This is a genomic window from Vibrio brasiliensis LMG 20546 (genome assembly GCF_000189255.1).
Classification (GTDB): Bacteria; Pseudomonadota; Gammaproteobacteria; order Enterobacterales; family Vibrionaceae; genus Vibrio; species Vibrio brasiliensis.
This window is the reverse complement of the sequence record NZ_AEVS01000007.1, coordinates 1-24,721: the sequence shown is the minus strand read 5'-3', so window position 1 is coordinate 24,721 and position 24,721 is coordinate 1. Positions and strand designations below refer to the sequence as shown.

At 46.2% G+C, this 24,721-nt stretch carries 19 protein-coding genes; 12 read left to right on the top strand and 7 right to left on the bottom strand.

All coding sequences use genetic code 11. From position 1 onward, the window contains the following. The first annotated feature begins 48 nt into the window (after positions 1 to 48). The 4 genes from relA to eno all read left to right on the top strand — a co-directional run bounded on the left by relA (position 49) and on the right by eno (position 6,559). A complete protein-coding gene (gene relA / locus RH46_RS00865) occupies positions 49 to 2,268 on the top strand; it encodes a GTP diphosphokinase (RefSeq protein WP_006877494.1) in 2,220 nt (739 codons plus the stop codon). A 324-nt stretch (positions 2,269 to 2,592) separates the two neighbouring features. Then, a complete protein-coding gene (gene mazG, locus RH46_RS00860; protein ID WP_006877493.1) occupies positions 2,593 to 3,396 on the top strand; it encodes a nucleoside triphosphate pyrophosphohydrolase in 804 nt (267 codons plus the stop codon). A gap of 146 nt (positions 3,397 to 3,542) precedes the next feature. Then, a complete protein-coding gene (locus tag RH46_RS00855; protein WP_006877492.1) occupies positions 3,543 to 5,183 on the top strand; it encodes a CTP synthase in 1,641 nt (546 codons plus the stop codon). Positions 5,184 to 5,260: 77 nt separating this feature from the next. Further along, positions 5,261 to 6,559 carry a phosphopyruvate hydratase gene (gene eno / locus RH46_RS00850; protein WP_006877491.1) on the top strand — a complete coding sequence of 433 codons (1,299 nt, stop codon included), beginning with the start codon at positions 5,261 to 5,263 and terminating at the stop codon, positions 6,557 to 6,559. Positions 6,560 to 6,875: 316 nt separating this feature from the next. Here eno and RH46_RS00840 read toward each other — a convergent pair whose 3' ends face one another. Then, positions 6,876 to 8,087: a multifunctional CCA addition/repair protein gene (locus tag RH46_RS00840; RefSeq protein ID WP_006877489.1), complete on the bottom strand. Its 1,212-nt coding sequence runs from the start codon at positions 8,085 to 8,087 to the stop codon at positions 6,876 to 6,878. 88 nt (positions 8,088 to 8,175) lie between these two features. On the opposite strand from RH46_RS00840, the gene RH46_RS00835 reads away from it, so the two are divergent. Both RH46_RS00835 and RH46_RS00830 read left to right on the top strand, forming a co-directional pair. Next, on the top strand, positions 8,176 to 9,798 hold the full coding sequence (locus RH46_RS00835) for an ExeA family protein (RefSeq protein ID WP_006877488.1): 1,623 nt from the start codon (positions 8,176 to 8,178) through the stop codon (positions 9,796 to 9,798). Further along, positions 9,791 to 10,567, top strand: a complete 777-nt coding sequence (locus RH46_RS00830; RefSeq protein ID WP_006877487.1) for a general secretion pathway protein GspB — start codon at positions 9,791 to 9,793, stop codon at positions 10,565 to 10,567. Before RH46_RS00835 ends, RH46_RS00830 begins: the two co-directional genes overlap by 8 nt. A 49-nt stretch (positions 10,568 to 10,616) precedes the next feature. Here the strand turns inward: RH46_RS00830 and RH46_RS00825 are convergent, their stop codons facing one another. The 3 genes from RH46_RS00825 to RH46_RS00815 form a co-directional block, all read right to left on the bottom strand. Continuing rightward, positions 10,617 to 11,228, bottom strand: coding sequence for a TIGR04211 family SH3 domain-containing protein (locus RH46_RS00825; RefSeq protein ID WP_006877486.1), 612 nt, complete (start codon positions 11,226 to 11,228; stop codon positions 10,617 to 10,619). Between the two features lie 173 nt (positions 11,229 to 11,401). Beyond that, a complete protein-coding gene (locus RH46_RS00820; RefSeq protein ID WP_006877485.1) occupies positions 11,402 to 12,661 on the bottom strand; it encodes an inorganic phosphate transporter in 1,260 nt (419 codons plus the stop codon). A 132-nt stretch (positions 12,662 to 12,793) separates the two neighbouring features. Next, positions 12,794 to 13,474, bottom strand: a complete 681-nt coding sequence (locus RH46_RS00815) for a TIGR00153 family protein (RefSeq protein WP_006877484.1) — start codon at positions 13,472 to 13,474, stop codon at positions 12,794 to 12,796. A gap of 206 nt (positions 13,475 to 13,680) precedes the next feature. On the opposite strand from RH46_RS00815, the gene RH46_RS00810 reads away from it, so the two are divergent. Continuing rightward, positions 13,681 to 15,198: a CYTH and CHAD domain-containing protein gene (locus RH46_RS00810; RefSeq protein WP_006877483.1), complete on the top strand. Its 1,518-nt coding sequence runs from the start codon at positions 13,681 to 13,683 to the stop codon at positions 15,196 to 15,198. Between the two features lie 31 nt (positions 15,199 to 15,229). Here the strand turns inward: RH46_RS00810 and RH46_RS00805 are convergent, their stop codons facing one another. Next, positions 15,230 to 15,991 carry a potassium channel family protein gene (locus RH46_RS00805; protein WP_006877482.1) on the bottom strand — a complete coding sequence of 254 codons (762 nt, stop codon included), beginning with the start codon at positions 15,989 to 15,991 and terminating at the stop codon, positions 15,230 to 15,232. 109 nt (positions 15,992 to 16,100) lie between these two features. On the opposite strand from RH46_RS00805, the gene RH46_RS00800 reads away from it, so the two are divergent. The 3 genes from RH46_RS00800 (at position 16,101) to hldE (ending at position 21,801) form a co-directional block, all read left to right on the top strand. Further along, positions 16,101 to 17,357, top strand: coding sequence for a methyl-accepting chemotaxis protein (locus RH46_RS00800; RefSeq protein ID WP_006877481.1), 1,257 nt, complete (start codon positions 16,101 to 16,103; stop codon positions 17,355 to 17,357). 112 nt (positions 17,358 to 17,469) lie between these two features. Further along, positions 17,470 to 20,310, top strand: a complete 2,841-nt coding sequence (gene glnE / locus RH46_RS00795; protein ID WP_006877480.1) for a bifunctional [glutamate--ammonia ligase]-adenylyl-L-tyrosine phosphorylase/[glutamate--ammonia-ligase] adenylyltransferase — start codon at positions 17,470 to 17,472, stop codon at positions 20,308 to 20,310. 60 nt (positions 20,311 to 20,370) lie between these two features. After that, complete coding sequence (gene hldE / locus RH46_RS00790) at positions 20,371 to 21,801, top strand: bifunctional D-glycero-beta-D-manno-heptose-7-phosphate kinase/D-glycero-beta-D-manno-heptose 1-phosphate adenylyltransferase HldE (protein WP_006877479.1); 1,431 nt, start codon at positions 20,371 to 20,373, stop codon at positions 21,799 to 21,801. A 111-nt stretch (positions 21,802 to 21,912) separates the two neighbouring features. On the opposite strand, the gene arcA is transcribed toward hldE, so the two are convergent. Beyond that, the gene (gene arcA / locus RH46_RS00785; protein ID WP_006877478.1) at positions 21,913 to 22,629 is read right to left on the bottom strand and encodes a two-component system response regulator ArcA; all 717 of its coding nucleotides are present in this window, start codon (positions 22,627 to 22,629) and stop codon (positions 21,913 to 21,915) included. 325 nt (positions 22,630 to 22,954) lie between these two features. On the opposite strand from arcA, the gene RH46_RS00780 reads away from it, so the two are divergent. Both RH46_RS00780 and RH46_RS00775 read left to right on the top strand, forming a co-directional pair. Then, positions 22,955 to 23,347 carry a DUF3293 domain-containing protein gene (locus RH46_RS00780; RefSeq protein ID WP_006877477.1) on the top strand — a complete coding sequence of 131 codons (393 nt, stop codon included), beginning with the start codon at positions 22,955 to 22,957 and terminating at the stop codon, positions 23,345 to 23,347. 33 nt (positions 23,348 to 23,380) lie between these two features. Beyond that, entirely contained in the window at positions 23,381 to 23,866 is a 486-nt protein-coding gene (locus RH46_RS00775; RefSeq protein ID WP_006877476.1) for a putative 4-hydroxy-4-methyl-2-oxoglutarate aldolase, read from the top strand. Here RH46_RS00775 and RH46_RS00770 read toward each other — a convergent pair. Next, positions 23,863 to 24,324 (bottom strand): hypothetical protein, encoded by a 462-nt coding sequence (locus RH46_RS00770; protein ID WP_006877475.1) that lies wholly within the window; start codon positions 24,322 to 24,324, stop codon positions 23,863 to 23,865. The genes RH46_RS00775 and RH46_RS00770 overlap by 4 nt on opposite strands. Positions 24,325 to 24,721 lie beyond the last annotated feature (397 nt).

The window sequence follows — 24,721 nt, the reverse complement described above, 5'->3', positions numbered from 1 at the left end:
CTCAATGCGAGGGAATTCGAAGATAAAAAATATAACAGGACGAAGATAATGGTTGCGGTAAGAAGCGCACATTTAAATCAAGACGAACAGTTTGAGCTAGATAAGTGGATTGCTAGCCTGGAACAAGATCCAAAAATTGCTAAGCGCTTAAAAGAAGTTTACCGTCGCGGTGAAGAGATACTAGAAGGCAACGATCAGGGCCCGCTACTGCTGTGGCGCGGACGTGAAATGATCGAAATCCTCATCACCTTGTCGATGGACAAAGCAACGCTGGTGGCTGCATTGTTATTTCCACTCGTCTCCAGCGGTGCTTACGACAGAGAACAGTTTGAAGAGGACTTTGGCAAAGAGACCATTAAACTGATTGATGGTGTTGAAGAGATGGCCGCTCTTGGTCAACTGAACGTCACTATGGAAGGCGGTGCTGCCTCTGCTCAGGTTGATAACGTCCGTCGCATGCTACTGGCGATGGTAGATGACTTCCGTTGTGTGGTCATCAAGCTGGCAGAACGTATTGCCAACCTGGTTGAAGTAAAGAAAGCACCAGAAGAAGTTCGTCAGGCAGCTGCAAAAGAGTGTGCCAACATCTACGCACCTCTGGCGAACCGTCTCGGTATTGGTCAGTTGAAATGGGAAATGGAAGACTACGCTTTCCGTTATCAGCAACCAGAAACCTACAAACAGATTGCCAAACAGTTATCTGAACGCCGCATCGTGCGTGAACAATACATTCAAGACTTTGTTGATGACTTAACGTCTGAGATGAAAGCTTCATCGATCAATGCTGAGGTGAGTGGTCGTCCAAAACACATCTACAGTATCTGGCGAAAAATGCAGAAGAAAGGTCTGGCGTTTGATGAGCTGTTCGATGTCCGTGCAGTGCGTATTATTGCCGACAAACTGCAAGACTGTTACGCCGCTCTAGGTACTGTTCATACCAAGTACAAACACCTGCCAAGTGAGTTTGACGACTACGTAGCGAATCCCAAGCCGAATGGTTACCAGTCAATCCATACCGTGATTCTTGGCCCTGAAGGCAAGACCATCGAGATTCAGATTCGTACTAAAGATATGCACGAAGACTCCGAACTAGGGGTTGCCGCGCACTGGAAGTACAAAGAGGGCGGCGGTGGCCGTAGTGGTTACGACGAGAAAATTACATGGCTGCGTAAGCTACTGGATTGGCAGGAAGAAATGTCCGATTCAGGGGAAATGCTTGATGAGCTGCGTAGTCAGGTATTTGATGACCGCGTTTATGCCTTTACCCCTCGTGGTGATGTGGTCGACCTGCCAATGGGGGCGACGCCACTTGATTTTGCCTACCACATTCACTCAGAAGTGGGCCATCGTTGTATCGGTGCCAAAGTTGCTGGCCGTATCGTTCCCTTCACGCATAAGTTAGCCATGGGTGATCAGGTAGAGATCATCACAGCTAAAGAACCTAACCCATCACGTGACTGGCTGAACCCGTCAATGGGTTTCGTAACGTCAGGGCGAGCGCGTGCCAAGATCAACGCATGGTTCCGTAAACAGAGCCGCGAGAAGAACCTAGAAGCCGGTCGAGAGATCCTTGAAACTGAGCTGAACAAAATTGGCGCGACACTAAAAGATGCAGAGCAGTATGCGCTGAAACGTTTTAACGTTAACAGTGCTGACGAGCTCTACGTTGGTGTCGGTAGCGGTGATTTGCGTATCAACCAGATCATTAACCACATCAATGCCTTGGTAAATAAACCGACCGCAGAAGAAGAAGATCAACAAGCGTTAGAAAAACTTCAGGAAGCGGGCAGCAAAGCGGCTGCGCAAAGCCGACCAAAGAAAGATGCGGTAGTCGTTGAAGGTGTCGATAACCTGATGACGCATCTGGCTCGTTGCTGTCAGCCGATTCCGGGTGACGAAATCGCCGGTTACATTACCCAAGGGCGTGGTATATCCGTACACCGCAACGATTGTGAGCAACTGGAAGAACTGCGTCTTCATGCGCCAGAGCGAATCATTGATACAGTCTGGGGCAGTGGTTTTGTCGGCTCATACATTCTGACAGTACGAGTAGAAGCAATGGAACGTGGTGGCCTACTCAAAGACATCACAACCCTGTTCGCCAACGAGAAAATCAAAGTGACCAGTATGAAGAGTCGTGTCGACTACCGTACTCAAATGTCGATCATGGACTTTGATCTGGAAGTGACCAATGTGGAAATCTTGTCTCGTGTGTCTAAACGCGTGGAGCAGATCAAAGATGTGATGTCGGTAAAACGCCTAGGCTAATTTTTACGTCGTATTTGGCTCTCTAACTGCGTTAGCTGCACTTATTTCGCTCCATCACATAGACGAGCTATGCTCAGGAGCCTCATAAGTTTGCTGCCTTGTTAGGAGAGCCAACTACTTAGTAAAAATGTTTTGTCGTATTTGGCTCTCTAACTGCGTTAGCTGCACTTATTTCGCTCCATCACATGACGAGCTATGCTCAGGAACCTCATAAGTTTGCTGCCTTGTTAGGAGAGCCAACTACTTAGTAAAAGCAATCCGGATATATTTTGAAGGTGAGTGGTTTTGGCTACTCGCCTTTTTGTTTAAAGGAAGAGATTAAAGATGAGTCACCCAATTGAACAGTTAGAACAGATCATGGCAACGCTGCGTGATCCAGAAAATGGTTGTCCTTGGGACCTGAAACAGAGCTTCGATACCATAGTTCCTCACACTATCGAGGAGACCTATGAGGTGGTTGACGCTATCCAGAATCGTGACTGGTCAAATCTCAAAGAAGAGCTGGGTGATCTGCTGTTTCAGGTGATTTTTTACAGCCAGCTAGCGAAAGAGCAACAGCTATTTGATTTTTCCGAGGTCGTAGAGACAGTTAATGAAAAGCTGACTCGTCGTCACCCTCACGTCTTTTCGGATATCGAATTTGAGAACGAAGAGCAAATAAATGCTAACTGGGAAGCGGAAAAAGCCAAAGAAAAAGCTCAGGTAGGCAAAAGTGAGCAAAGTATTCTAGACTCAATACCAGTTTCTCTACCGGCGCTTTCTCGTGCTACAAAAATTCAGAAGAAGTGCGCTAAATTTGGTTTCGATTGGGATTCAATTGGCCCTGTTGTAGGCAAGGTTCATGAAGAAATTGAAGAGGTTATGGACGAAGCGCTACAGGTTACGCCTAATGATGAAAAGGTTGAGTTAGAGTTGGGGGACTTGCTGTTTGCGACGGTTAATCTGGCGCGTCATTTAGGTAAAGACCCTGAAGTGGCCTTGAGTAAAGCCAACCTTAAATTCATGCGACGTTTTAAAGGTGTCGAGGGTTTGGTAGCAGAGCAAGGCAAGCAACTGACTGATTTTAATCTTGAACAGCTTGATGCCTTTTGGGATGAGGTTAAATCACGAGAGGTCAGCGGAGAATAAACCGTTACTCGAATTTGATTTGAAGCAAAAAATAAAAAATTGCAGTGTGATAGATTTCACGTTGTAGCGGAAAAGGGCTTCTGGTATATTTATATCCCGTCCAGAAGAAATCCATTTTCCCTCATTCAACCAATTTCAGGTTAAACATGACGACAAATTACATTTTTGTTACTGGCGGGGTTGTATCCTCTCTAGGTAAAGGTATTGCAGCAGCATCTCTTGCGGCTATTTTAGAAGCTCGTGGTCTTAAAGTGACTATGATGAAGCTTGACCCTTACATCAACGTTGACCCAGGCACTATGAGCCCGACTCAACACGGTGAGGTGTTCGTCACAGAAGATGGCGCTGAAACTGACCTTGACCTTGGTCACTACGAGCGTTTCATTCGCACCAAGATGACCAAGCGCAACAACTTCACAGCAGGTCGTGTTTACGCTGACGTTCTACGTAAAGAGCGTCGCGGTGACTACCTAGGTGCAACGATTCAGGTAATCCCTCACATCACTAACGCTATCAAAGACCGCGTAATCGCTGGTTCTGAAGGCCATGATGTTGCTATCGTTGAAGTAGGTGGCACAGTGGGTGATATCGAATCACTACCATTTATGGAAGCTATTCGTCAGCTAGCAGTAGAACTAGGTCGTGAGCGTGCAATGTTTATGCACCTGACTCTGGTTCCATACCTAGCAGCAGCGGGCGAAGTTAAAACTAAACCGACACAGCACTCTGTTAAAGAGCTACTGTCTATCGGTATCCAGCCAGATATTCTAGTTTGTCGTTCAGATCGTATGATCCCAGCGAACGAACGTAAGAAGATTGCTCTTTTCTGTAACGTTCAGGAAAAAGCAGTTATCTCTATGAAGGACGTAGATTCAATCTACAAGATCCCTCAACTGATCAAGTCTCAAGGTCTAGATGATCTTGTCTGCTCTCGTTTCGGCATTACTGCACCTGAAGCTGACCTTTCTGAATGGGAACAGGTTATCTATGAAGAAGCGAACCCAACTGCTGAAGTTACTATCGGTATGGTTGGTAAGTACATCGAACTTCCGGATGCATACAAGTCAGTAAACGAAGCACTTAAGCACGCAGGTCTTAAGAACCGTCTAAGCGTGAAAATTAAGTACGTTGATTCACAAGACGTAGAAACCAAAGGTGAAGAAGCTCTACATGGTTTAGATGCTATCCTTGTTCCTGGTGGCTTCGGTGATCGTGGTGTAGAAGGTAAGATTCTTGCTGCGAAATACGCACGTGAAAACAAAGTACCTTACCTTGGCATCTGTCTAGGTATGCAAGTGGCACTTATCGAATACGCACGTAACGTTGCGGGTATGGAAGGCGCACACTCAACAGAATTCAACAAAGAAACTAAGTACCCAGTAGTCGGTCTAATCACTGAGTGGGTTGACGGCGAAGGTAACGTTGAAGAACGTACTGAGAAGTCTGACCTAGGTGGTACTATGCGTCTTGGTTCACAGCTATGTCACCTGGAGAAAGGTACTAAAGCTCGTGAACTATACGGTAGCGCGACGATCCACGAACGTCACCGTCATCGTTACGAAGTGAACAACAACCTTCGTCCACAAATTGAAAAAGCAGGCCTGAAAGTATCTGGTCTGTCTGCGGACAAGAAACTGGTTGAGGTTATTGAGAACCCAGCTCACCCATGGTTTGTAGCGGCTCAGTTCCACCCAGAGTTCACTTCTACACCTCGCGATGGTCACCCACTATTTGCAGGTTTCGTTAAAGCAGCTGGCGATTACCAGCGCAACGAATTAGAGAAGTAAGGAATACAGGCAGTAGCGTTAGTAGTGCTGCTGCCTTTAATTTTGACATTATATATTCAACGAGAAGGAAACATTCAATGTCTAAGATCGTTAAAGTTCTAGGTCGTGAAATCATCGATTCACGTGGTAACCCAACTGTAGAAGCTGAAGTACACCTAGAAGGCGGTTTCGTAGGTATGGCTGCTGCTCCATCTGGCGCATCAACTGGTTCACGCGAAGCTCTTGAGCTACGTGACGGCGACAAAGCTCGTTTCCTAGGTAAAGGTGTTCTTAAAGCTGTTGAAGCTGTAAACGGTGAAATCGCTGAAGCTCTAGTTGGTAAAGATGCGAAAGACCAAGCTGCAATCGACGCTATCATGATCGAGCTAGACGGTACTGAAAACAAATCTAAGTTCGGTGCTAACGCTATCCTAGCTGTATCTCTAGCGAACGCTAAAGCTGCTGCAGCTGCTAAAGGCATGCCTCTATACGAGCACATCGCTGAGCTAAACGGTACTGCTGGTCAGTTCTCTATGCCTCTACCAATGATGAACATCATCAACGGTGGTGAGCACGCAGACAACAACGTTGACATCCAAGAGTTCATGATCCAACCAGTTGGTGCTAAGACTCTTAAAGAAGGTCTACGTATCGGTGCAGAAGTATTCCACAACCTAGCTAAAGTTCTTAAGTCTAAAGGCTACAGCACTGCAGTTGGTGACGAAGGTGGTTTCGCTCCTAACCTTAAGTCTAACGCTGAAGCTCTAGAAGTTATCGCAGAAGCTGTTGCAGCTGCGGGTTACGAACTAGGTAAAGACGTTACTCTAGCTATGGACTGTGCAGCATCTGAGTTCTTCGACAAAGAAGCTGGCATCTACAACATGAAAGGCGAAGGTAAAACTTTCACTTCTGAAGAGTTCAACCACTACCTAGCTGAGCTAGCTAACCAATTCCCAATCGTTTCTATCGAAGATGGTCTAGACGAGTCTGATTGGGCTGGCTTCAAGCACCAAACTGAACTACTAGGTGACAAGCTTCAACTAGTAGGTGACGATCTATTCGTTACTAACACTAAGATCCTTGCTGAAGGTATCGAGAAAGGCGTAGCTAACTCTATCCTTATCAAGTTCAACCAAATCGGTTCTCTAACTGAGACTCTAGCTGCAATCAAGATGGCTAAAGACGCAGGTTACACAGCAGTAATCTCTCACCGTTCTGGCGAAACTGAAGATGCAACTATCGCTGATCTAGCGGTAGGTACAGCTGCAGGTCAAATCAAGACTGGTTCTATGAGCCGTTCTGACCGTGTAGCTAAGTACAACCAGCTAATCCGTATCGAGGAAGCTCTAGGTGAGCGCGCTCCTTTCAACGGTCTTAAAGAAGTTAAAGGTCAGTAATTCATAGTTTGAATTATTAGCTTAAAGCTTTAAATGAATGCCTCACTTTTTAGTGGGGCATTTTGCGTTTAAGACTCTAAGAACAATGAGCCGTTCTGACCGTGTTGCTGCTATACCTAAAAGAAAGCAACCAACTAATCCGTATCGAGGAAGCTCTAGGTGAGCGCGCTCCTTTCAACGGTCTTAAAGAAGTTAAAGGTCAGTAATTCATAGTTTGAATTATTAGCTTAAAGCTTTAAAAAAACGCCTCTGATTTCGGAGGCGTTTTTGTTTGCGTCATTCCATAGAGTGATGCAGGTGAGAGTAGGGAATCTACTTAAGCCTCTCGAATAGCCTCAACCCTGCGCTTTTCCATCTCAGTGCGAATATCAGCACCCTTAAATCCATCTTTAATAATGTCTTGTACATTCACTGCCAATGCGGCTTGATAAGCGTTGGTAAAGAGCTCTCTTTGTGGGTAATCAATCTCTTCATGGCCAGTGCGACCACGGCTATCAGCCATACAACAAATCAGAATGTCATGTAAGCGTTCCGGTTTGCGCCAGACGTCGAACTTGTTGAGCACTTTCAGCTTGGTTTCCGGACGAAGCTCTGCTGCGCGGTGGATATTAGAGTGCTGTTCACAAACCATTAAGGCAAGATCTCGGAATTCGTTCGGTACCCGCACCCTTTGGCACAGTTTTTTAATCAGCTTTAGGCCAGTATGGCAGTGCATTTTGTGGCTTGGCCATTCTGACTCAGGTGTGATGCCTTTACCCAGATCGTGGACCTGAGAAGCGAAGCGTACCGGTAGAGACTTACTCAATAGAGCAGCTTGTTTTGCCACTAGTAGGGTATGAATACCAGTATCGATCTCTGGGTGCCACTTTTCAGGTTGAGGAACTCCGAATAAAGCATCTAGCTCTGGTAGGAGTATCTTGAGAGCATCACACTCTCTTAAAACCGATAAGAAGACCTGAGGGTTTTCAGTTGAGAGCGACTTGTGCCACTCCTGCCAGACGCGTTCTGGAGTCAGATTAGACAGTTCGCCTGAATGGGCAATCTGGCGCATTAAATCCAGAGTCTCCTCTGCGATGGTAAAGCCCAAATGATCAAGCTTAGCTGCGAAACGAGCGACACGTAATACACGCAGAGGATCTTCAGTAAAAGCATCAGAGACATGACGCAGCACCCGATCATTGAGATCAGCCTGACCGTTAAATGGATCGATGATGTTTCCGTTTGGATCTTGTGCCATGGCATTGATGGTAAGATCGCGGCGCATAAGATCTTCTTCAAGAGTGACATCAGCGGCAAAGTAACATTCAAAGCCAGTGTAGCCTGCTCCAATTTTGCGCTCTGTACGGGCTAGGGCATGTTCCTCTTTACTTTCAGGATGAAGGAACACCGGGAAGTCTTTTCCAACTGCGGTGTAGCCTTTTTCTAACAGTTGTTCTGGTGTGGAACCAACCACAACCCAGTCTCTGTCATAGACATCGATCTTAAGTAATTGATCGCGAACTGCGCCGCCAACAAGGTATCTTTGCACCTAGCTCTCCCTTTTGTTTATATTGCCATTGGCTATTTGAGCCAGCAATGGTACTTTCCTTAGCAACAAATTCCCAGAGACGAGAAGTATGTATCAACAATATTTTGCGCTGACAGAGCTGCCATTTTCAATTGTGCCTAACTCTCGTTTTGTTTATCAGAGCCGTCGACACAAAGAAGCTATCTTCCAGATCCAAGCCGGACTAGGCGAGGGTGGCGGTTTTGCGATGCTAACTGGTGAAGTTGGTACAGGTAAAACAACCATAGCGCGCTCGATACTTAATACTCTAGCAGAGAGCACTCGAGCAGGGTTGATTCTCAATCCGACCTTTTCAGATATCGAACTACTTGAGGCGGTTTGTGACGAGTTTGAACTGAGCTATGCGCCTAACTCTTCACTAAAGCAACTCAATCAGCTTATTCATAAGTTCTTACTAGACAATCACTCCCAGGGTATCCAAACCTTGCTGGTGATTGATGAGGCTCAGCACCTATCTGCGGACGTATTAGAACAGTTGAGATTGCTGACTAACCTAGAAACTGAAAGCCAAAAGTTACTGAAGGTGTTACTGATTGGTCAACCTGAACTGCAACATAAACTACAGATGCCTCAGCTTAGACAGTTGGCTCAGCGAGTCACTGGTCGTTACCATCTGTTACCGCTAAGTGCAGATGAGACACGCGACTATATACGATTCCGTCTCACGCTTGCTGGTGGCTCTCCGGAGTTGTTCTCTGCTACCGCCATCAAATATATTGCTCGCCACACTCAAGGTATTCCCAGACTGATAAATCTGGTTTGTGATGCCTGTCTTAAGCGTGCGTATACGAACGGAGAACCTCAGCCAACCAATGCCACTGTTCAAGCGACATGTGATGAGGTGATGAGTTTTCAGACCGCTTCAGTTCAACCCGGTCGTAATAAGGTTGCCGGTAAAGAGAGTGCTGTTGCTAAAACCATTGTGGCGCTTGCTGTCGCCTGTGGGTTGTCGGTTGCTGCCTATGTCGTCACTCCTAAGCTATTGGCTCCGACATTTTCCCAGTTGCTTCAGCAGGAGTTTCCTCAGGTAGAGAATGTCGAACGTATCGAAACCGTTTTTCCGCCATCACTAAAACAACGGCTCAGTCAGCCGGCTAACCAGGAACAGGCACTGGCAGCATTATACAAAGTATGGGGTTATCGAGCGTCTGTGTTAGATCAGCTTTGCCTTGATAACCGTGAGGGGCTATTCCGCTGTGCGGTTGAACAAGGGAACTTGTCTCAACTGGCTGAAAGCAATACTCCTGTGGTATTGAGCTTGGACATTGATGGTCAACCGCGCTTTGCTGTGCTCTACGCACTTTCGGCGACCAAGGTTCAATTGCTTGTTAATGATGAACTGATTGAATTTGAACGACAGTGGCTGGAAGAGATCTGGCACGGTGAATATCGCCATATCTGGAAAGGTTACTGGGATGAGACCTTAAAACCGGGTATGCAAGGTCAGCAGGTTGCTTTGCTTGATAAGCACTTGTCGCAGCTGTTGGGACAAGCTGAGTCTGATAGCCCGATGTTTGATCAGCAGTTAAAGAACAAAGTCGAGTTGTTCCAGCGCTGGCAAGGGTTGAGTGTTGATGGCATCGCAGGACAGAAAACATTGCGTTTGCTAGAGACGTTATCACAGCCAGGTGCGCCAACATTAACGGCGAACGAGGAGACAACCGATGTCTAAAGTAATGCAACAGCTCAAACACTCAGAGCGCAGTCATTTGGCCTCTGGCTCTGCGATCCCCGTATCGTCTCAGCTTGCGGCGCCACAGCAGGCTCACTCTCGAGGTTTACGCTATCTTGCTATAGCTCTCGTGCCTCCAACCCTTATCGCTGCCGTGGTGGCATTACAGACCTATCAGTCTCAGAAACAGTCGTGGCTTGAGTCTAATGTGAGCCAAACGGTATCGATTGAAGTGCCGTTTGAATATCAGGTTGAGGCTGCGCCGGACTTTGGGCCTTTAGCGGTTACCTATCAACAGCCCAGTGTAAACTCGGATGATTTTGTTCAAGATGAGTATGATGGTGACCCCTTACCTGAACCACTGCCAGTGAGCGGACAGACAGCCCGCTCAGAAAGCGATAATGGGCAGACTGACCTGTTGCAGGGGATCGATTTGTCCGGGCTTTCTCCTGAATTGGCGCAGCGCTTTGAAACGGTATTGAATTCGAGACCGCAAACAGAAAAGCCTGAAGGTTCTGACAATACCGCATCCAACCTTTCCCATCAGCCAGAACGCTGGTACGGAAAGCTGCCGGCAATGAACTTTCAGACTCATGTTTATTCGAGCAAAGCTAACAAGCGCTGGGTGAAAATCAATGGTGTGGAATACAGTGAAGGGGATTGGATTAGCAATAGTGTTGAGCTGGTAGCGATTGAACAACAAGCCTGCTTGATTCGCTTTGAAGGTGAACTGATAGAAGTCCCAGCCTTATATGACTGGAAGGGCTAGATAGCAAAAAGGTCACGTAAACGTGACCTTTTTTGTATCTGATGAAAGCTTATGCCCAGCCTGATGGAGAGCGCTTTCTGCGTGGAATGATATGAGGAAGAATCAAACCTAGCAGTAGGCCGATACCTGCAACACCACCACCGTACATAAAGTATTTAAGCAGCAAGTCATCTTTCTGAGTATCAAGCTTAGCGCGCAGCTTACGAACTTCTTCTTGAGAAGCAGACAGCTGTTGGCTCATCTCACTGTAACCTTGCTCGAGCTCGTTGATTTGACGATTACGAGTTTCTAGCGAGTCAACCAACCCCGCTTTTTCCTGATCAGCATTAGAACGGGCATTCGCCAGCTTTTCTTTAACATCTTTCAGCTCATTCTCAAGCTTTGGTAGTCGAAGTGCCATGCTTTCTTGGTTAGTCACAAAGCGGCTTTCAACCCAGCCTTTACGACCTTTGCTGTCCTGTACCTGGGTATATCCCGAGTCTTTGTTGGTTGAAAGTAGTTTAACTTTATCTCCAGCATCAACGCTGCCGATAATGCGGAATTGGTTGCTTGGACCAGAGTGCATATAGGTAAATAGCTTATCAGAGATATAACGGTCTTGAGCGAATGCCGCTGGAACAGCGAGCATCGAAGCCAAAACGAAGCAAACCAGTTTTTTCACGGTAAATCCTTTAACAGTCTAAGAGGGTCTGCAAACCCATTATCTATATAATTCTAGAGCCAAATAGTAAGTAGTTTCTGAGGTGACTGCAACAAAGAAGGGAGGCTTAGCCTCCCTTTATGCGGTTTTGAGTCAATAATGACAGTGAGTTAACACATCACTGACGTTATTGATTAGGCGAACATCGCCTGAATACCGTAGAAGAATACCACTGCTAGTAGTGCACCAGCCGGTAGGGTAACAATCCAAGATGCCACGATGTTACGTACAACACCCAGGTTAAGAGCTGCGATGCCGCGAGCAAAACCTACGCCCAGAACCGCACCAACAAGTGTTTGAGTGGTTGAGATTGGCAGACCAGTACCAGAAGCCAATACAACAGTACAAGCAGTAGCAAGCTGAGCTGCGAAACCACGGCTTGGAGTCAGTTCTGTAATACCAGTACCTACTGTAGCCATTACTTTGTGACCTAGTGTCGCAAGACCAACAACAATACCGAAGCCACCCAACGGCAGAATCCACCAAGCGATTGTGCTCTTAGTCGTGATTTCACCCATGTGCTCAACTGTTGAAACAACAGCAGACAGAGGACCAATCGCGTTTGCTACGTCGTTAGAACCGTGAGCAAATGCCATCGCACACGCTGTGATAACCATTAGTACGCTGAAGATACCTTCTACACCAGCGAAACCATGGTCGTCTTCACGGCTTGCAAATTTCTTCTGGATGTAGAAGTAACCGCCTGCCATTACGATTGAAGAAACCACGGCTGCCCACATCCATGCTTCACCATTAGATAGGTGAAGACCAACGTGCTTAAGACCTTTCTTAATCGTTACCAGTGCAATCACCATAGTTGTGATGAACATGTACACAGGTACGAAGCGTTTCGCGTTGAACAGAGGTTTTTCAGTATCGAAGATCAGTCGCTGAGCGCTGACAAAGATAACGTAAGCAAAGAAACCAGAGATAACAGGCGTAATAATCCAGCTACCTACGATGCCCTGTACACTGCCCCAGTCCACTGCTTCTGTACCTACAGAAACACACGCAAAACCGATGATTGCACCGATGATTGAGTGAGTGGTTGATACAGGCCAACCCATGTAAGAAGCAAGTAGCAGCCAAGTACCAGCGGCTAGTAGAGCTGACATCATACCGTAGACAAGTACGTCAGGTTGTTCAGCGAATAGGGACGTTTCAATTACGCCTTTACGGATAGTGTCGGTTACTTCACCACCTGCTAAATATGCACCAGCAAATTCAAAGATCATCGCAATGATGATCGCTTGTTTCACGGTTAGTGCTTTTGAACCTACAGATGTGCCCATCGCATTGGCTACGTCGTTTGCGCCAATACCGATAGCCATCATAAAGCCAAAGACTGCTGCAATAAGAATCAGGACAGTGCCGTAGTTCGCAAGGATATCCATCGTAATACCTAGTTGTTGATAACAAGCGGAGCAAAAATTAAGCACGACAAAACCCCTTCAGCGCGTCAGTATTTATCGCCTATAAGGGGTGTGAACTAGTTAGATGCTCTTCGTTATTTGGTTAACTTATGTTTATGAGCGAGACAACATTACTTCCAGACGCGCACCAACACGTTGCGCCTGATCAGCAATACCACCTACCCACTCTAGAATTTTGTAAAGGAACATCACATCGATTGGATTCAGATCCGCTTCAATCGCCATTAGTTGTTGACGAAGTTGAATCTGCATCGCATCTGTGTCGTCCTCAATCACATCCAGTTGGTGGATCATTTCAGCCACAAGTGTTACTTCACGGCCTTTAAATCCAGTTTCCAATAACTCATCAAGCTCATTGATAACTTTTTGCGCTTGCTCTGCTGCGTCTAAGCAACGTTTTACGTACGCGATAAAGTTTTCTTGAAGAGGTGCAGGGATAGTCAATTGACGGCCATATACTCGGCCAGCAATGTCTTTTGCAAGGTTTGCTAGTTTGTCCTGCTGTGTTAGTAGCTCAAGCATGTCGCTACGATCCACAGGCATAAACAAACCACGAGGAAGTTTAAGACGAATTTCGCGCTTAAGAACGTCGGCTTCCTTCTCTAGATGAGAAATCTGCTCACGAATTTCAGATGCTTTCTCCCAGTCACCCTTTGAACTTACTTCAAAGAAGTTAACTAGGTGCGAGCAACATTCGTTTACACACACAACGTGGCGCTGCAAAGGTTTAATAGGGGACTTTGCAAATAACCCCATAATTGTATTTACTGGCATGGTCATTCAACCCAATTAATATAACCTAAAAACTAACATACACCATTTCATGGCGAAATGTTGAACGATGGCTATAAAGGCGCGCATGTTAACCCATTAAATCACTCATTAAAACTGTTTTAGATCATCATTGGGGCGATATTTCTTTCTTGCCGAGTAAGAAAATAGGCAATATCCTGTCTCTATCTGCTTTGAAAGGTATAACTATGGAAACCGAGATAGAACTGAAGTTTTTTGTTTCTCCCGATTTTTCAGACACTTTACGTACTAAGATTTCTGAAACCAAAGTACTTCAGCACAGCTGTCGAGAGTTAGGTAACACTTACTTTGATACGCCTGATAATTGGCTTCGTCAGCACGATATTGGTCTAAGGATTCGTCGTTTTGATGATGTATATGTTCAAACAGTTAAGACATCAGGGCGTGTGGTAGCGGGATTGCACCAAAGACCTGAGTACAATGCTGAACATGATAGCAATGACCCTAAGCTAATCCTTCATCCGGGCGACATCTGGCCTGCTGGTAAAGACGTAGCGACTCTACAGTCGGAACTACAACCACTTTTCTCAACCAACTTCACCCGAGAACAATGGCTGATTGGCATGCCTGATGGTAGTCAGGTCGAAGTCGCGTTTGACCAGGGCATGGTAGAGGCAAATGGTAAGCAAGACCCGATCTGTGAAGTGGAGCTTGAGCTAAAGTCTGGTCAGACTGATGCTCTGTTTACTCTGGCTCGTAGCTTTTCGGAAGATGGCGGTATGCGCCTTGGCAACTTGAGTAAAGCGGCTAAAGGTTATCGCCTGGCGATGGGTTACACCGGTGACGAGGTAAAACCATTAACCTTAGTCGCTACCGATAAGAATGACACCGTTGAATCGTGTTTTATCAACTCGCTGGAGCATGCGCTTTCACATTGGCATTACCACGAACAGATTTACGCAGAACGCGATTCAATCGAAGCGGTGCATGAGATTAAAAACTCAATCAGCTTTATTCGTCAGATCCTAACTGTGTATGGTGGCGTAGTGCCGCGCCGCGCGAGTGCGATTTTGCGTCAGGAGCTAAAATGGCTTGAGCAAGATCTTGAGTGGCTACACGACTATGACTATCTCGAAGATTTGCTTGATGATAAAGGGCATGCGCTACGTAAACTCGATGCGCGTAAGTTCCTTGTTGGCGAGCTGAAACTATTGCAAGAGCAATTGCCTGAGCGCGAACAGATTCTAGAGCTTCTGAATTCGGCTCGCTATACGGGTCTTTTACTGGACTTAAGTCGCTGGATTCTTACTCGTGGTTGGCAGCCATTCCTCGATGATAAGTCGCGTGAAAAAATGGCGCTTAATGTTGAACATTTCTCGGTTCAGCAACTTGACCGTACTTGGGCTGAGCTAATGGAAGCATTTCCACCAGAGCGCAATCTGACTAGTCAGGATTACATTGAACAGCAATACCGCCTGATGCGTAACCTTTATACTGGTGTAAGCTTTGCCAGTCTGTTCGACGTCGAAGAGCGTAATGGCTTCCGTTTACCGTGGAGCGATCTGCTGCATGGTACTGATGACCTGCTTAAACTTAAAACCATCGAGCAGCTAGTTGATAAGCTAGAAGGTGAAGAGCGCGAACAGCTTGAACGCTGGCTGGCCCGTCAGGAGAACTCAATACTCCACGCAATGGAGCAGACTCGAGTGATCTGTATTGAAGCTCAGCCATACTGGCAAGACTAGGTAAAGTCAGACAGAAAAAACAACGGGAGCCTTATGGCTCCCGTTTTGATTGCTGTTTCTCTAATTGATCGAGACGTTTAAGGATCTGGTCTTGTTTCTCGACCAGTTCACGTAGTAGTCGCTCTTTGTTCTCTGAACGCTGGGTTTGAACCTTGTTTGGAGAAGTGATCAAAGAGGTAATCAGACCTGAGATCATACCGAATAAGCCAACACCACAGATGATCAACCCCGCAGCTAAAAATTTACCGCCATCAGTCACAGGGTAGTGATCGCCATAACCAACCGTTGATATTGTCACCAGTGCCCACCACAAAGCATCACCACCACTTTGAATATTGGCATCAGGCGAAGAGCCTTCGATCATGAGCATCATGCTCGATCCAACGGTGAGTAGAATAACCATTAACAAAAGGATCGAGGCCAGCGTAGTTTCACGGCGATTATTGAGTAGCTGGCTAAAAATGTAGCGGCTGGAACGAATAACAAGAATCACCCGCATGATATGGAAGATTCGTGCGTATCGCAGCGGTTCAACCATCGGGATACTGGCGAGAAAGTCGATCCAGTGTCGTTTCAAGAATTGCACACGATCTGTCGACCGGATCATATCTACGCTGAGCTGCAGGATGAAAATGCTACAGATAATAAAGTCTAAGCCGATAAGTACTTGTCGAGTTTCAGGGCGTAGTGGAAAAAACAATAAGCCCGAGATCACAAATAGCGCCATAAATGACAGGATCAGTGACAACAAGCTCATCGGTTTTGTATCGTCTTTGGTAGTATCTCTTTTCATACGAGGCTCGAAAAAAATAACAATCAGCGCGTTCGGGGGAGTGAAAGAAGCTGCATCACTCTAGTATAAGGCACTGAAATCAAAAAATTCATATATTGGAGAACGGACAATGACCAAGATGGCATTTAAGCCGTGGGAACGAGTTATCACGGATATCCGACTGGTTCCTAAAATGGTGATGCTGATGGTATTCAGTACACTGTTGATCATCGGTAAGCAACTCTGGGACGCAAGCACCTTTTACGACTCTCTTCTCGCCGCTACTCAAGACGCTCAGGTTGCACAACAGCATTACGAAGCTTATCTGGTGCAAGTCGCTTGGCAAACAGCAATCATGATAGTGGTATTCGTCGTTCTCTTACTATTTGCTGCTCGGGTTATGTTACGTCAAACCCAATATCTAAGCGAATCTATTAAATTGATGGCAGAAAGAGACCTTTCAGTGCCTATCGAAATGGCGTGTAAAGACGAATATGGTGATGTAGCGCGTGAACTGGAAAAGACTCGTGTCCAATTACAAGAGATGATTCGTTTACAGATCGATGCCTCTCAGGAGCTGTCTGGATTAACTGAAGTAATGACGCTGAGCATGTCTGAGACTAAAGAGTCAGCGCAGGAAGAGTTTAATGAAATTGACCAGTTAGCTACGGCAATGAGTGAGATGACTTCAACGGTTCAGACGGTTGCAGGTCATGCACAGAATGCGTCATCCCTAACTGAAAATGCCTCAGGACAAGCCGCGACAGGTCAGCGTTTCGTTCAAGACACAGTATTGAAAATCAGTGAGCTTTCTAAAGACATTTCTGCTTCTGCGCAGGCTGTGAATCAGGTTGAAGAGAGTGTTGATTCAATTGGCAGTGTTGTTGGTACGATTCAGGGTATTTCAGAACAAACTAACCTGCTTGCTTTGAATGCGGCAATTGAAGCAGCACGTGCTGGTGAAGCAGGTCGAGGTTTTGCTGTCGTAGCCGACGAGGTACGTAACCTTGCACAACGTACCCAGCAGGCGACGGTAGAAATTCAAGAGATGATTTCTCAACTTCAATCAAGCGCAAACTCTGCGGTGGAACTGATGGAGAAGAGTGTTGTTGAAGCCGCTGAAGGTGTTGAACTGGTGACTAACGCCGGCAGTGAACTCGATGGCATTGTTGATCAGGTCAATCAGATTAACGATATGAACTTCCAGATTGCAACAGCTGCGGGAGAGCAAAGCAGTGTTGCAGAAGAGATGAACCAGAACCTGACCAATGTTCGCGAGCTGGTTGAAGCCTCAGTCACCGTCGTCTCTGAACTATTGGAAACATCTGAAATCATGCAGCAAAATGCTGAAGAGCTAGATAAGAAGATCACATCGTTTAAGGTCTAGCCTCTCAACTTGATTGCAATAAACGCCCACTGGCTACTAGTGGGCGTTTTTTATTGGTATAAATAGAGGGTTACCGTTCCCTCGACTGGTATTTCTATCACAAGGAAGAATCATGCAACTGCCAGAAAGTCTTGTCTCCATCTCCCAATCTGCTACTGAATCACTGTTTCAATCTGATGCCTTGTCTCACTGGCCTGAATCGTTAAGACAACAACTTAGCTACGTCGCGGGTCTGAGTAAGTTTGTTAGTGGAGCGCTGGTTACTGATGAGCATTTGCAGCAATGTCTACCTGAGATGCTGGCGGAACCGTCACGTCAGGAGCAATATCGTCAAAGGCTGGCGGCTCTTCTCAGTGACTGTAGCGATGAAATGCAAGGTCACCGGGTACTAAGACAGTTCCGCAATCGGGAAATGGCTTATATCGCCTGGCGTGATTTCACCGCGTCATGGACACTTGAAGAGAGCCTGAGTCATCTGTCTCAACTGGCAGAGGCAATGATCTTTGAAACTTACCAGTGGCAGTACGACGCGTGTTGTGAGTTGTGGGGCACACCGACCAATGCACAGGGAGAAGCTCAGCCATTGTTGATCATTGGCATGGGTAAGCTAGGTGGTGGCGAACTGAACTTCTCTTCAGATATCGATCTGATCTTTACCTATCCAGAAAATGGTGAGACTCAAGGGACGCGTCGTAGTATCGCCAACGCGCAGTTTTTCACTCGCTTAGGTCAGCGAATTATTAAGGCGCTCGATCAGCAGACTTTTGATGGTTTCTGCTATCGAGTCGATATGCGCTTGCGTCCGTTTGGTGACAGTGGTCCGTTGGTGATGAGCTACGCTGCCCTGGAAGACTATTATCAGGAGCAGGGACGTGACTGGGAACGCTACGCGATGATCAAAGCGCGAGTGATGGGCAGTGAAATGTACCCGCAGTATCAGGAGCTGCGCCAAATGCTGCGTCCGTTTGTATTCCGCCGTTATATCGACTTCAGTGCGATTCAGTCTCTGCGTCGCATGAAATCGATGATCAGTAGTGAAGTGCGTCGTCGTGGATTGAGCAATAACATTAAACTCGGTGCCGGTGGCATTCGTGAAATTGAGTTTATTGCGCAAGTGTTCCAGTTGATTCGTGGTGGTCGTGAACCAAGCTTACGACAGCGTGGGTTGTTAGAAACCATTAATGCGATTGAAGAGTTAGAGCAACTAACCAAGCAAGAGACACATGCTTTACGTCACGCTTATAAGTTCTTACGCCGATTGGAAAACCTGTTGCAAGCGATGGCTGATAAACAGACTCAGACACTGCCTGAATGCGAGCTCGAACAGCTTCAACTTGCGGTGGCAATGGGTTATACCCAATGGGCGGATCTTATCGCGGACGTGCAGACTCATATGGCCAATGTTCATGCCGTTTTCGCTGACCTAATCGGCGATGAAGAGGAAGAGCAGCAAGACATCGCGAAACACTTTGTTGAGTTGTGGGATATGGCTGCAAAGCAAGACGTGATTGAAAACATTCTTGAGCATGACATTGCGGTTGAATCACCTCAAACAATGGCCAGTACCATTATTCAGTTTAAACAGGACTTAGCGAAAAAGACGCTTGGACCACGCGGACGTGAAGTACTTAACCGTCTGATGCCAAAAGTGTTTGCTGCCATCTACTCTCATCAAGACGCTCAATTTGGTCTACCGCGAGTGCTTCATCTGCTACACAAAATTGTTACCCGTACCACCTATCTGGAACTGCTTGATGAGCACAGTGCGGCACTGACTCAACTGGTTCGTCTCTGTACAGCCAGCCCGATGATTTCAGAGCAGTTGGGTCGTTACCCAATTCTGCTTGATGAACTTATCGATCCGCAGCAACTGTATAACCCGATTCCTCTTGATAGCTATCGTACAGAGCTGCGTGACTTCTTGGCCCGTATTCCTGAAGATGATATGGAGCAGCAGATGGAAGCGCTGCGCCAGTTCAAACAGATTTGTATTCTTCGTATTGCCGCTGCCGATATTGCTGGTGTGTTGCCTGTAATGAAAGTAAGTGACCACTTAACCTACCTTGCAGAGGCGATTGTTGAGTCTGTTGTTGGTCAGGCATGGTTGCAGATGGCGGAAAAATACGGTGTGCCTACTCACCTTAAAGAGCGTGATGGTAAGGGCTTTGCCGTGATTGGTTACGGTAAGGTTGGTGGCTGGGAGCTGGGTTATAACTCAGACCTTGATATTGTCTTTATGCATGACTGTCCGGTCACAACGTACACCGATGGCAAGAAAGAGATTGATGGCCGTCAGTTTTACCTGCGCCTGGCACAAAGAATTATCCATATTTTCTCAACCCGAACCGCCTCAGGAATTCTCTACGAAGTGGATACTCGCTTACGTCCATCAGGTGCGTCAGGTCTGCTGGTTAGCCCTAGCGATGCTTTCGCACAATACCAGAGAGAAGAAGCATGGACGTGGGAACATCAGGCGCTGGTGCGTGCGCGAATGATTTACGGTGACGAACCACTACAGCAGTCGTTTGCCGCTACCCGACATGAGATTCTCACTATCAACCGCGATGAAGCGACCCTGATAAAAGATGTCTCTGAGATGCGAGTGAAAATGCGCGATCATCTCGGCGGCAAAAAAGCAGGACGTTTTATGCTTAAGCAAGATCCTGGTGGAATTACCGATGTTGAGTTTTTGGCTCAATACCTTGTTTTACGCTACAGCCACGACAAACCTAAACTCACTCGCTGGAGTGATAACGTACGAATCTTCGAGAGTATGATGGCTCAGGGAATCATGGAAGAGCAGGATGCGATGGCACTGACTCACGCCTATACGACCATGCGCGATCAAATCCATCATCGCAACCTTTTGAATCTGGATGCGGATGTGGCTGAAGAAAAATTCACCAACGAACGCCAGTTGGTGACTAAACTATGGCACGAGTGGCTCGAATAGGTTTTGACCACTAAAACACTATGTTAAACTCTCGCTCGAATTAGAATTTGGAGATCCACAATGAAGCCAATCCTACCGAATTACAGTGATTCTGGTGTGCTTATTATCGGCGATGTAATGCTAGATCGCTATTGGTATGGTCCAACAGGCCGTATTTCCCCTGAAGCACCAGTGCCTGTAGTAAAAGTAGAAAACAACGAAGAGCGACCAGGTGGTGCAGCTAACGTAGCGATGAACATCGCTTCTCTTGGTGGACATGCTCATATTGTTGGTTTAACAGGGATTGATGAACCTGCCAAAGTTCTCAATGAGACGCTTTCAGCATTGAAAGTGAAATGTGATTTCGTTGGCTTGCCAAACTACCCAACCATCACAAAGCTACGTGTACTTAGCCGTGGTCAGCAACTGATTCGTTTAGACTTTGAAGATAAGTTTGAAAACGTTGATGCAGAGCTGATTCTGGATCGTATGGAACAGGCACTACCAAAAGTGAAATCAGTGGTGCTATCTGATTACGCTAAAGGTGCACTAGAACACGTTCAGCAATTTATTCAAAAAGCGCGTGCGGCAAACGTACCTGTATTTATCGACCCTAAAGGTGCAGACTTCGAACGTTACCGTGGCGCAACTCTACTGACGCCAAACATGGCTGAGTTTGAGCATGTGGTTGGTAAAGTAAAAACCGATGAAGAGTTGGTTGAAAAGGGTCTTGCTCTAATCGAACAATTTGACTTCGAAGCTCTGCTTGTGACTCGCAGTGAGCACGGTATGACCTTGCTTCGTCGCGGTCAGGAACCATTCCACCTGCCGACTCAAGCCAAAGAAGTCTACGATGTGACAGGTGCGGGTGATACCGTTATCTCTGTACTGGCCGCTTCTGTAGCAGCAGGTAAGCCTCTTGACGAAGCGTGTGCACTAGCGAACGCTGCAGCAGGCGTTGTGGTTGGTAAACTGGGTACATCTACCGTATCGACTATTGAACTCGCTGAAGCGGTACACGGCAGTCAGGACACTGATTTTGGCGTGATTGCAGAGCAGGCACTGATTGAAGCTGTTAAGAAGGCTCAGGCGCGCGGTGAGAAAGTCGTAATGACTAACGGCTGTTTCGATATTCTTCACGCAGGCCATGTTTCTTACCTAAACCATGCTGCTGAGCTTGGTGACCGTCTGATCGTTGCGGTTAACACTGATGAATCAGTTAAGCGCCTGAAAGGCCCTGGTCGTCCTGTGAACCCAACAGACCGCCGTATGGCTGTATTAGCTGGTCTGGGCGCGGTGGACTGGGTAGTGCCGTTTGGTGAAGACACACCTCAGAGACTGATTTCTGAAGTTCTTCCGGATCTGCTAGTGAAAGGCGGCGACTACAAACCAGAAGAGATTGCTGGTGGTAAGGAAGTGATTGCTAACGGCGGTGAAGTTAAAGTACTTAACTTCGAAGATGGCTGTTCAACAACTGAAATCATTGATGCGATTAAAGGTGGCAAGGGCTAACCTTGTTCAGCGTTGAAACGAAAATGCTCACCAAATGGTGAGCATTTTTTATTACCAATAAGAAAAAATGGAGCCGTAAGGCTCCATTTTAATATCTATTCGAGAGTGAGATTACTCTTCCAAGTCACCACAGAAGCGGTAGCCTTCACCGTGAATCGTTGCGATGATTTCTGGTGTACCAGATACAGATTCAAAGTGCTTACGGATACGACGAATTGTTACGTCAACAGTACGGTCGTGTGGCTTAAGCTCACGGCCTGTCATCTTCTTAAGCAGGTCTGCACGAGTCTGGATCTTACCCGGGTTTTCACAGAAGTGAAGTAGGGCACGGAACTCAGAACGAGGTAGCTTGTAGCCATCGCCGCTTGGGCTTACTAGTGAACGACTGTTGATGTCAAGAACCCAACCGTTGAACACATACTTGTCTACACTGCGCTTCTCTTCGCTAACCACGCTAGAGTTCATCGAGCGGCTTAGTAGGTTACGAGCACGGATAGTCAGCTCACGTGGGTTAAATGGCTTAGTGATGTAATCATCAGCACCAATTTCTAGACCAAGGATCTTGTCAACTTCGTTGTCGCGGCCAGTTAAGAACATTAGCGCAACGTTCGCTTGCTCACGTAGCTCACGAGCTAGCAGTAGACCATTCTTGCCCGGAAGGTTGATGTCCATAATAACCAAGTTAACTTGGTTGTCAGACAGCACCTGGTGCATCTCTTCACCGTCACTGGCCTCAAAAACAGCGTATCCCTCTGCTTCAAAAATACTCTTAAGAGTGTTACGAGTTACTTGCTCATCTTCGACAATAAGAATGTGCGGGGTTTGCATTGGCGGTACCTAAACTTGTGAAAAATTTGTGCTAATAGAATAAATTCTAGGCAAAAACATAACATACAGGTAATGTGATGTTGATAATAAACCAAAGACTGCAAAAATACACTCTCTTTGATTGCCCGCCATCCTTGGTGCTTCTTTTCTACCCTTAGAGGTCCTTTATCCTCTGAATCCTACTAGTCTTTGAGGCGGATTCTATAATGTTAACAGCATGCTAACAACGTAGAAGTGTTAATTCCAATCACTTTGTTGATTTATATCAAGAGTTAGAATGTAACAAATATTAATAGTGTCCAGTAAATGTAAAACTGTTGGTTTTATGATAGTTGATGCACAGATGTGGCAAGCCTATTGCGATCCCTATTTCCGTTTCGAACGTGATATTGAGTATCAAAACTTTGCCATAATTACAGCGTGGAATCCGGGTAGTGTCTGGGTATCAACGCAAGAGAATCATCGAAATAATCGGCACTTAGCTGCTGAAATAGGCCATACTTGTTGTATATCGGTCGATGTGGGTAACCATGATTTCTCATGGAGTGAGGCGAGCTTTGCTGCCTCAATCAGCCAGTCACAGGCGCTCGAGTTAGGACGAAAATACGGCCAGAATGCCATCTACTATGTTGAGCGGGAGAAACTCTATTTACTCTCGTGCTTAGATAAAAAACAGCCAAGGGTGTTGCTTGGAGATTGGCGACCCCGATGTAGATAAAGGATTTATTATTTAGAAGTTCAAGGAGGAAAAATGAAAGATATAACCCCTGATATTTGTGATAAGCATGAGGACAAAGTCACCTTGCTAGAGCTACCGCTGCATAGCTTTGGTCGTAAGTGCGCTTTCTTTGGTGAAATTGTCACTGTTCGTTGTTATCACGACAACTCCAAAGTCCGTGAAATGCTTAGTCAGGACGGTACCGGTAAAGTACTTGTGGTTGATGGACATGGCTCGTGCCAAAAAGCCTTACTCGGTGATCAATTGGCGATTCTGGCGATTGATAACAACTGGGAAGGTGTGATTGTAAATGGCGCGGTGCGTGACGTGGCGATGATGGCCGAAATGGACCTTGGTATTAAAGCACTTGGGACTTGTCCATTTAAAACGGAAAAGCGCGACGTCGGGGAAGTTAACGTGACATTGACGGTTCACAACCAGATGATCCAGCCTGGAGATTACATTTACGCCGACTGGAATGGTGTATTGATGTCTACTGAACTTTTGGACTGGAACTAAAAACGGAAACCAAGGCCAACTTCGATGCCTTTCTGCCACTCTTGGTAATCGAGAGTGGCATGAATATCCAGGTTCTCAGTCAGCTTCATTCGACTTGAGACTTCAGCCGCAATGGTTGAGTCTTTACCTTCACTCACTGTTTCATCGTTATAGGAATGCAAGGTACTTTGCACTGAAAATCTTGGTGTTACCTGATAGCTAACACCACTCAAAAATCCCGTCTCATTTATTTTGTCATTGTTGTTCAGACGTGCACCTACATAGAGGTCAACTTTGCTGAAAATGTTGTACGAGTAGCCGCCATCGATTTTCCAAGAATCAAAATCGTTGTGGTCATTTTCACTGGATAGGAAAATTTTATGAGGTGAAGTGCTTTGCTGTGCAGGTAAGGTAGGTAATTCTGTTGCGAATGATGAGCACGCGCAAAGAAGCACTGATAGGCTAAGTATTATTTTCATATGCCACTCCTTTGCTATTGTCTGCATTCCACTGCAAAACTAATTAAAGCATAAAACTTCCGAACTAGTTGCAACTTTTATATAGCGATTAGTTATTATGATATGTGCTTATGGTTTCATTGGTTGTTGGAATCGTAGAGGATTTAAATCCTTTTTGTGAAGATGACAGAAACAGAGTGTGAACAAAAAATAGTAAGTTTTCATTGACGTGAGGCCAAAAAATAAGGTAAACGTATGGGTAAGCAAACACACATCGTTAAAGAAAACTAATTTTATGCAGCACCAAAGCCTAGTAATGACCACAACCATTATTATTACCGACATCGCTATTGTTGGGGCAGGCTGCTAAGCGAAATAAATTCAAAAAAAAGGCCTGTATCCAACAAGATACAGGCCT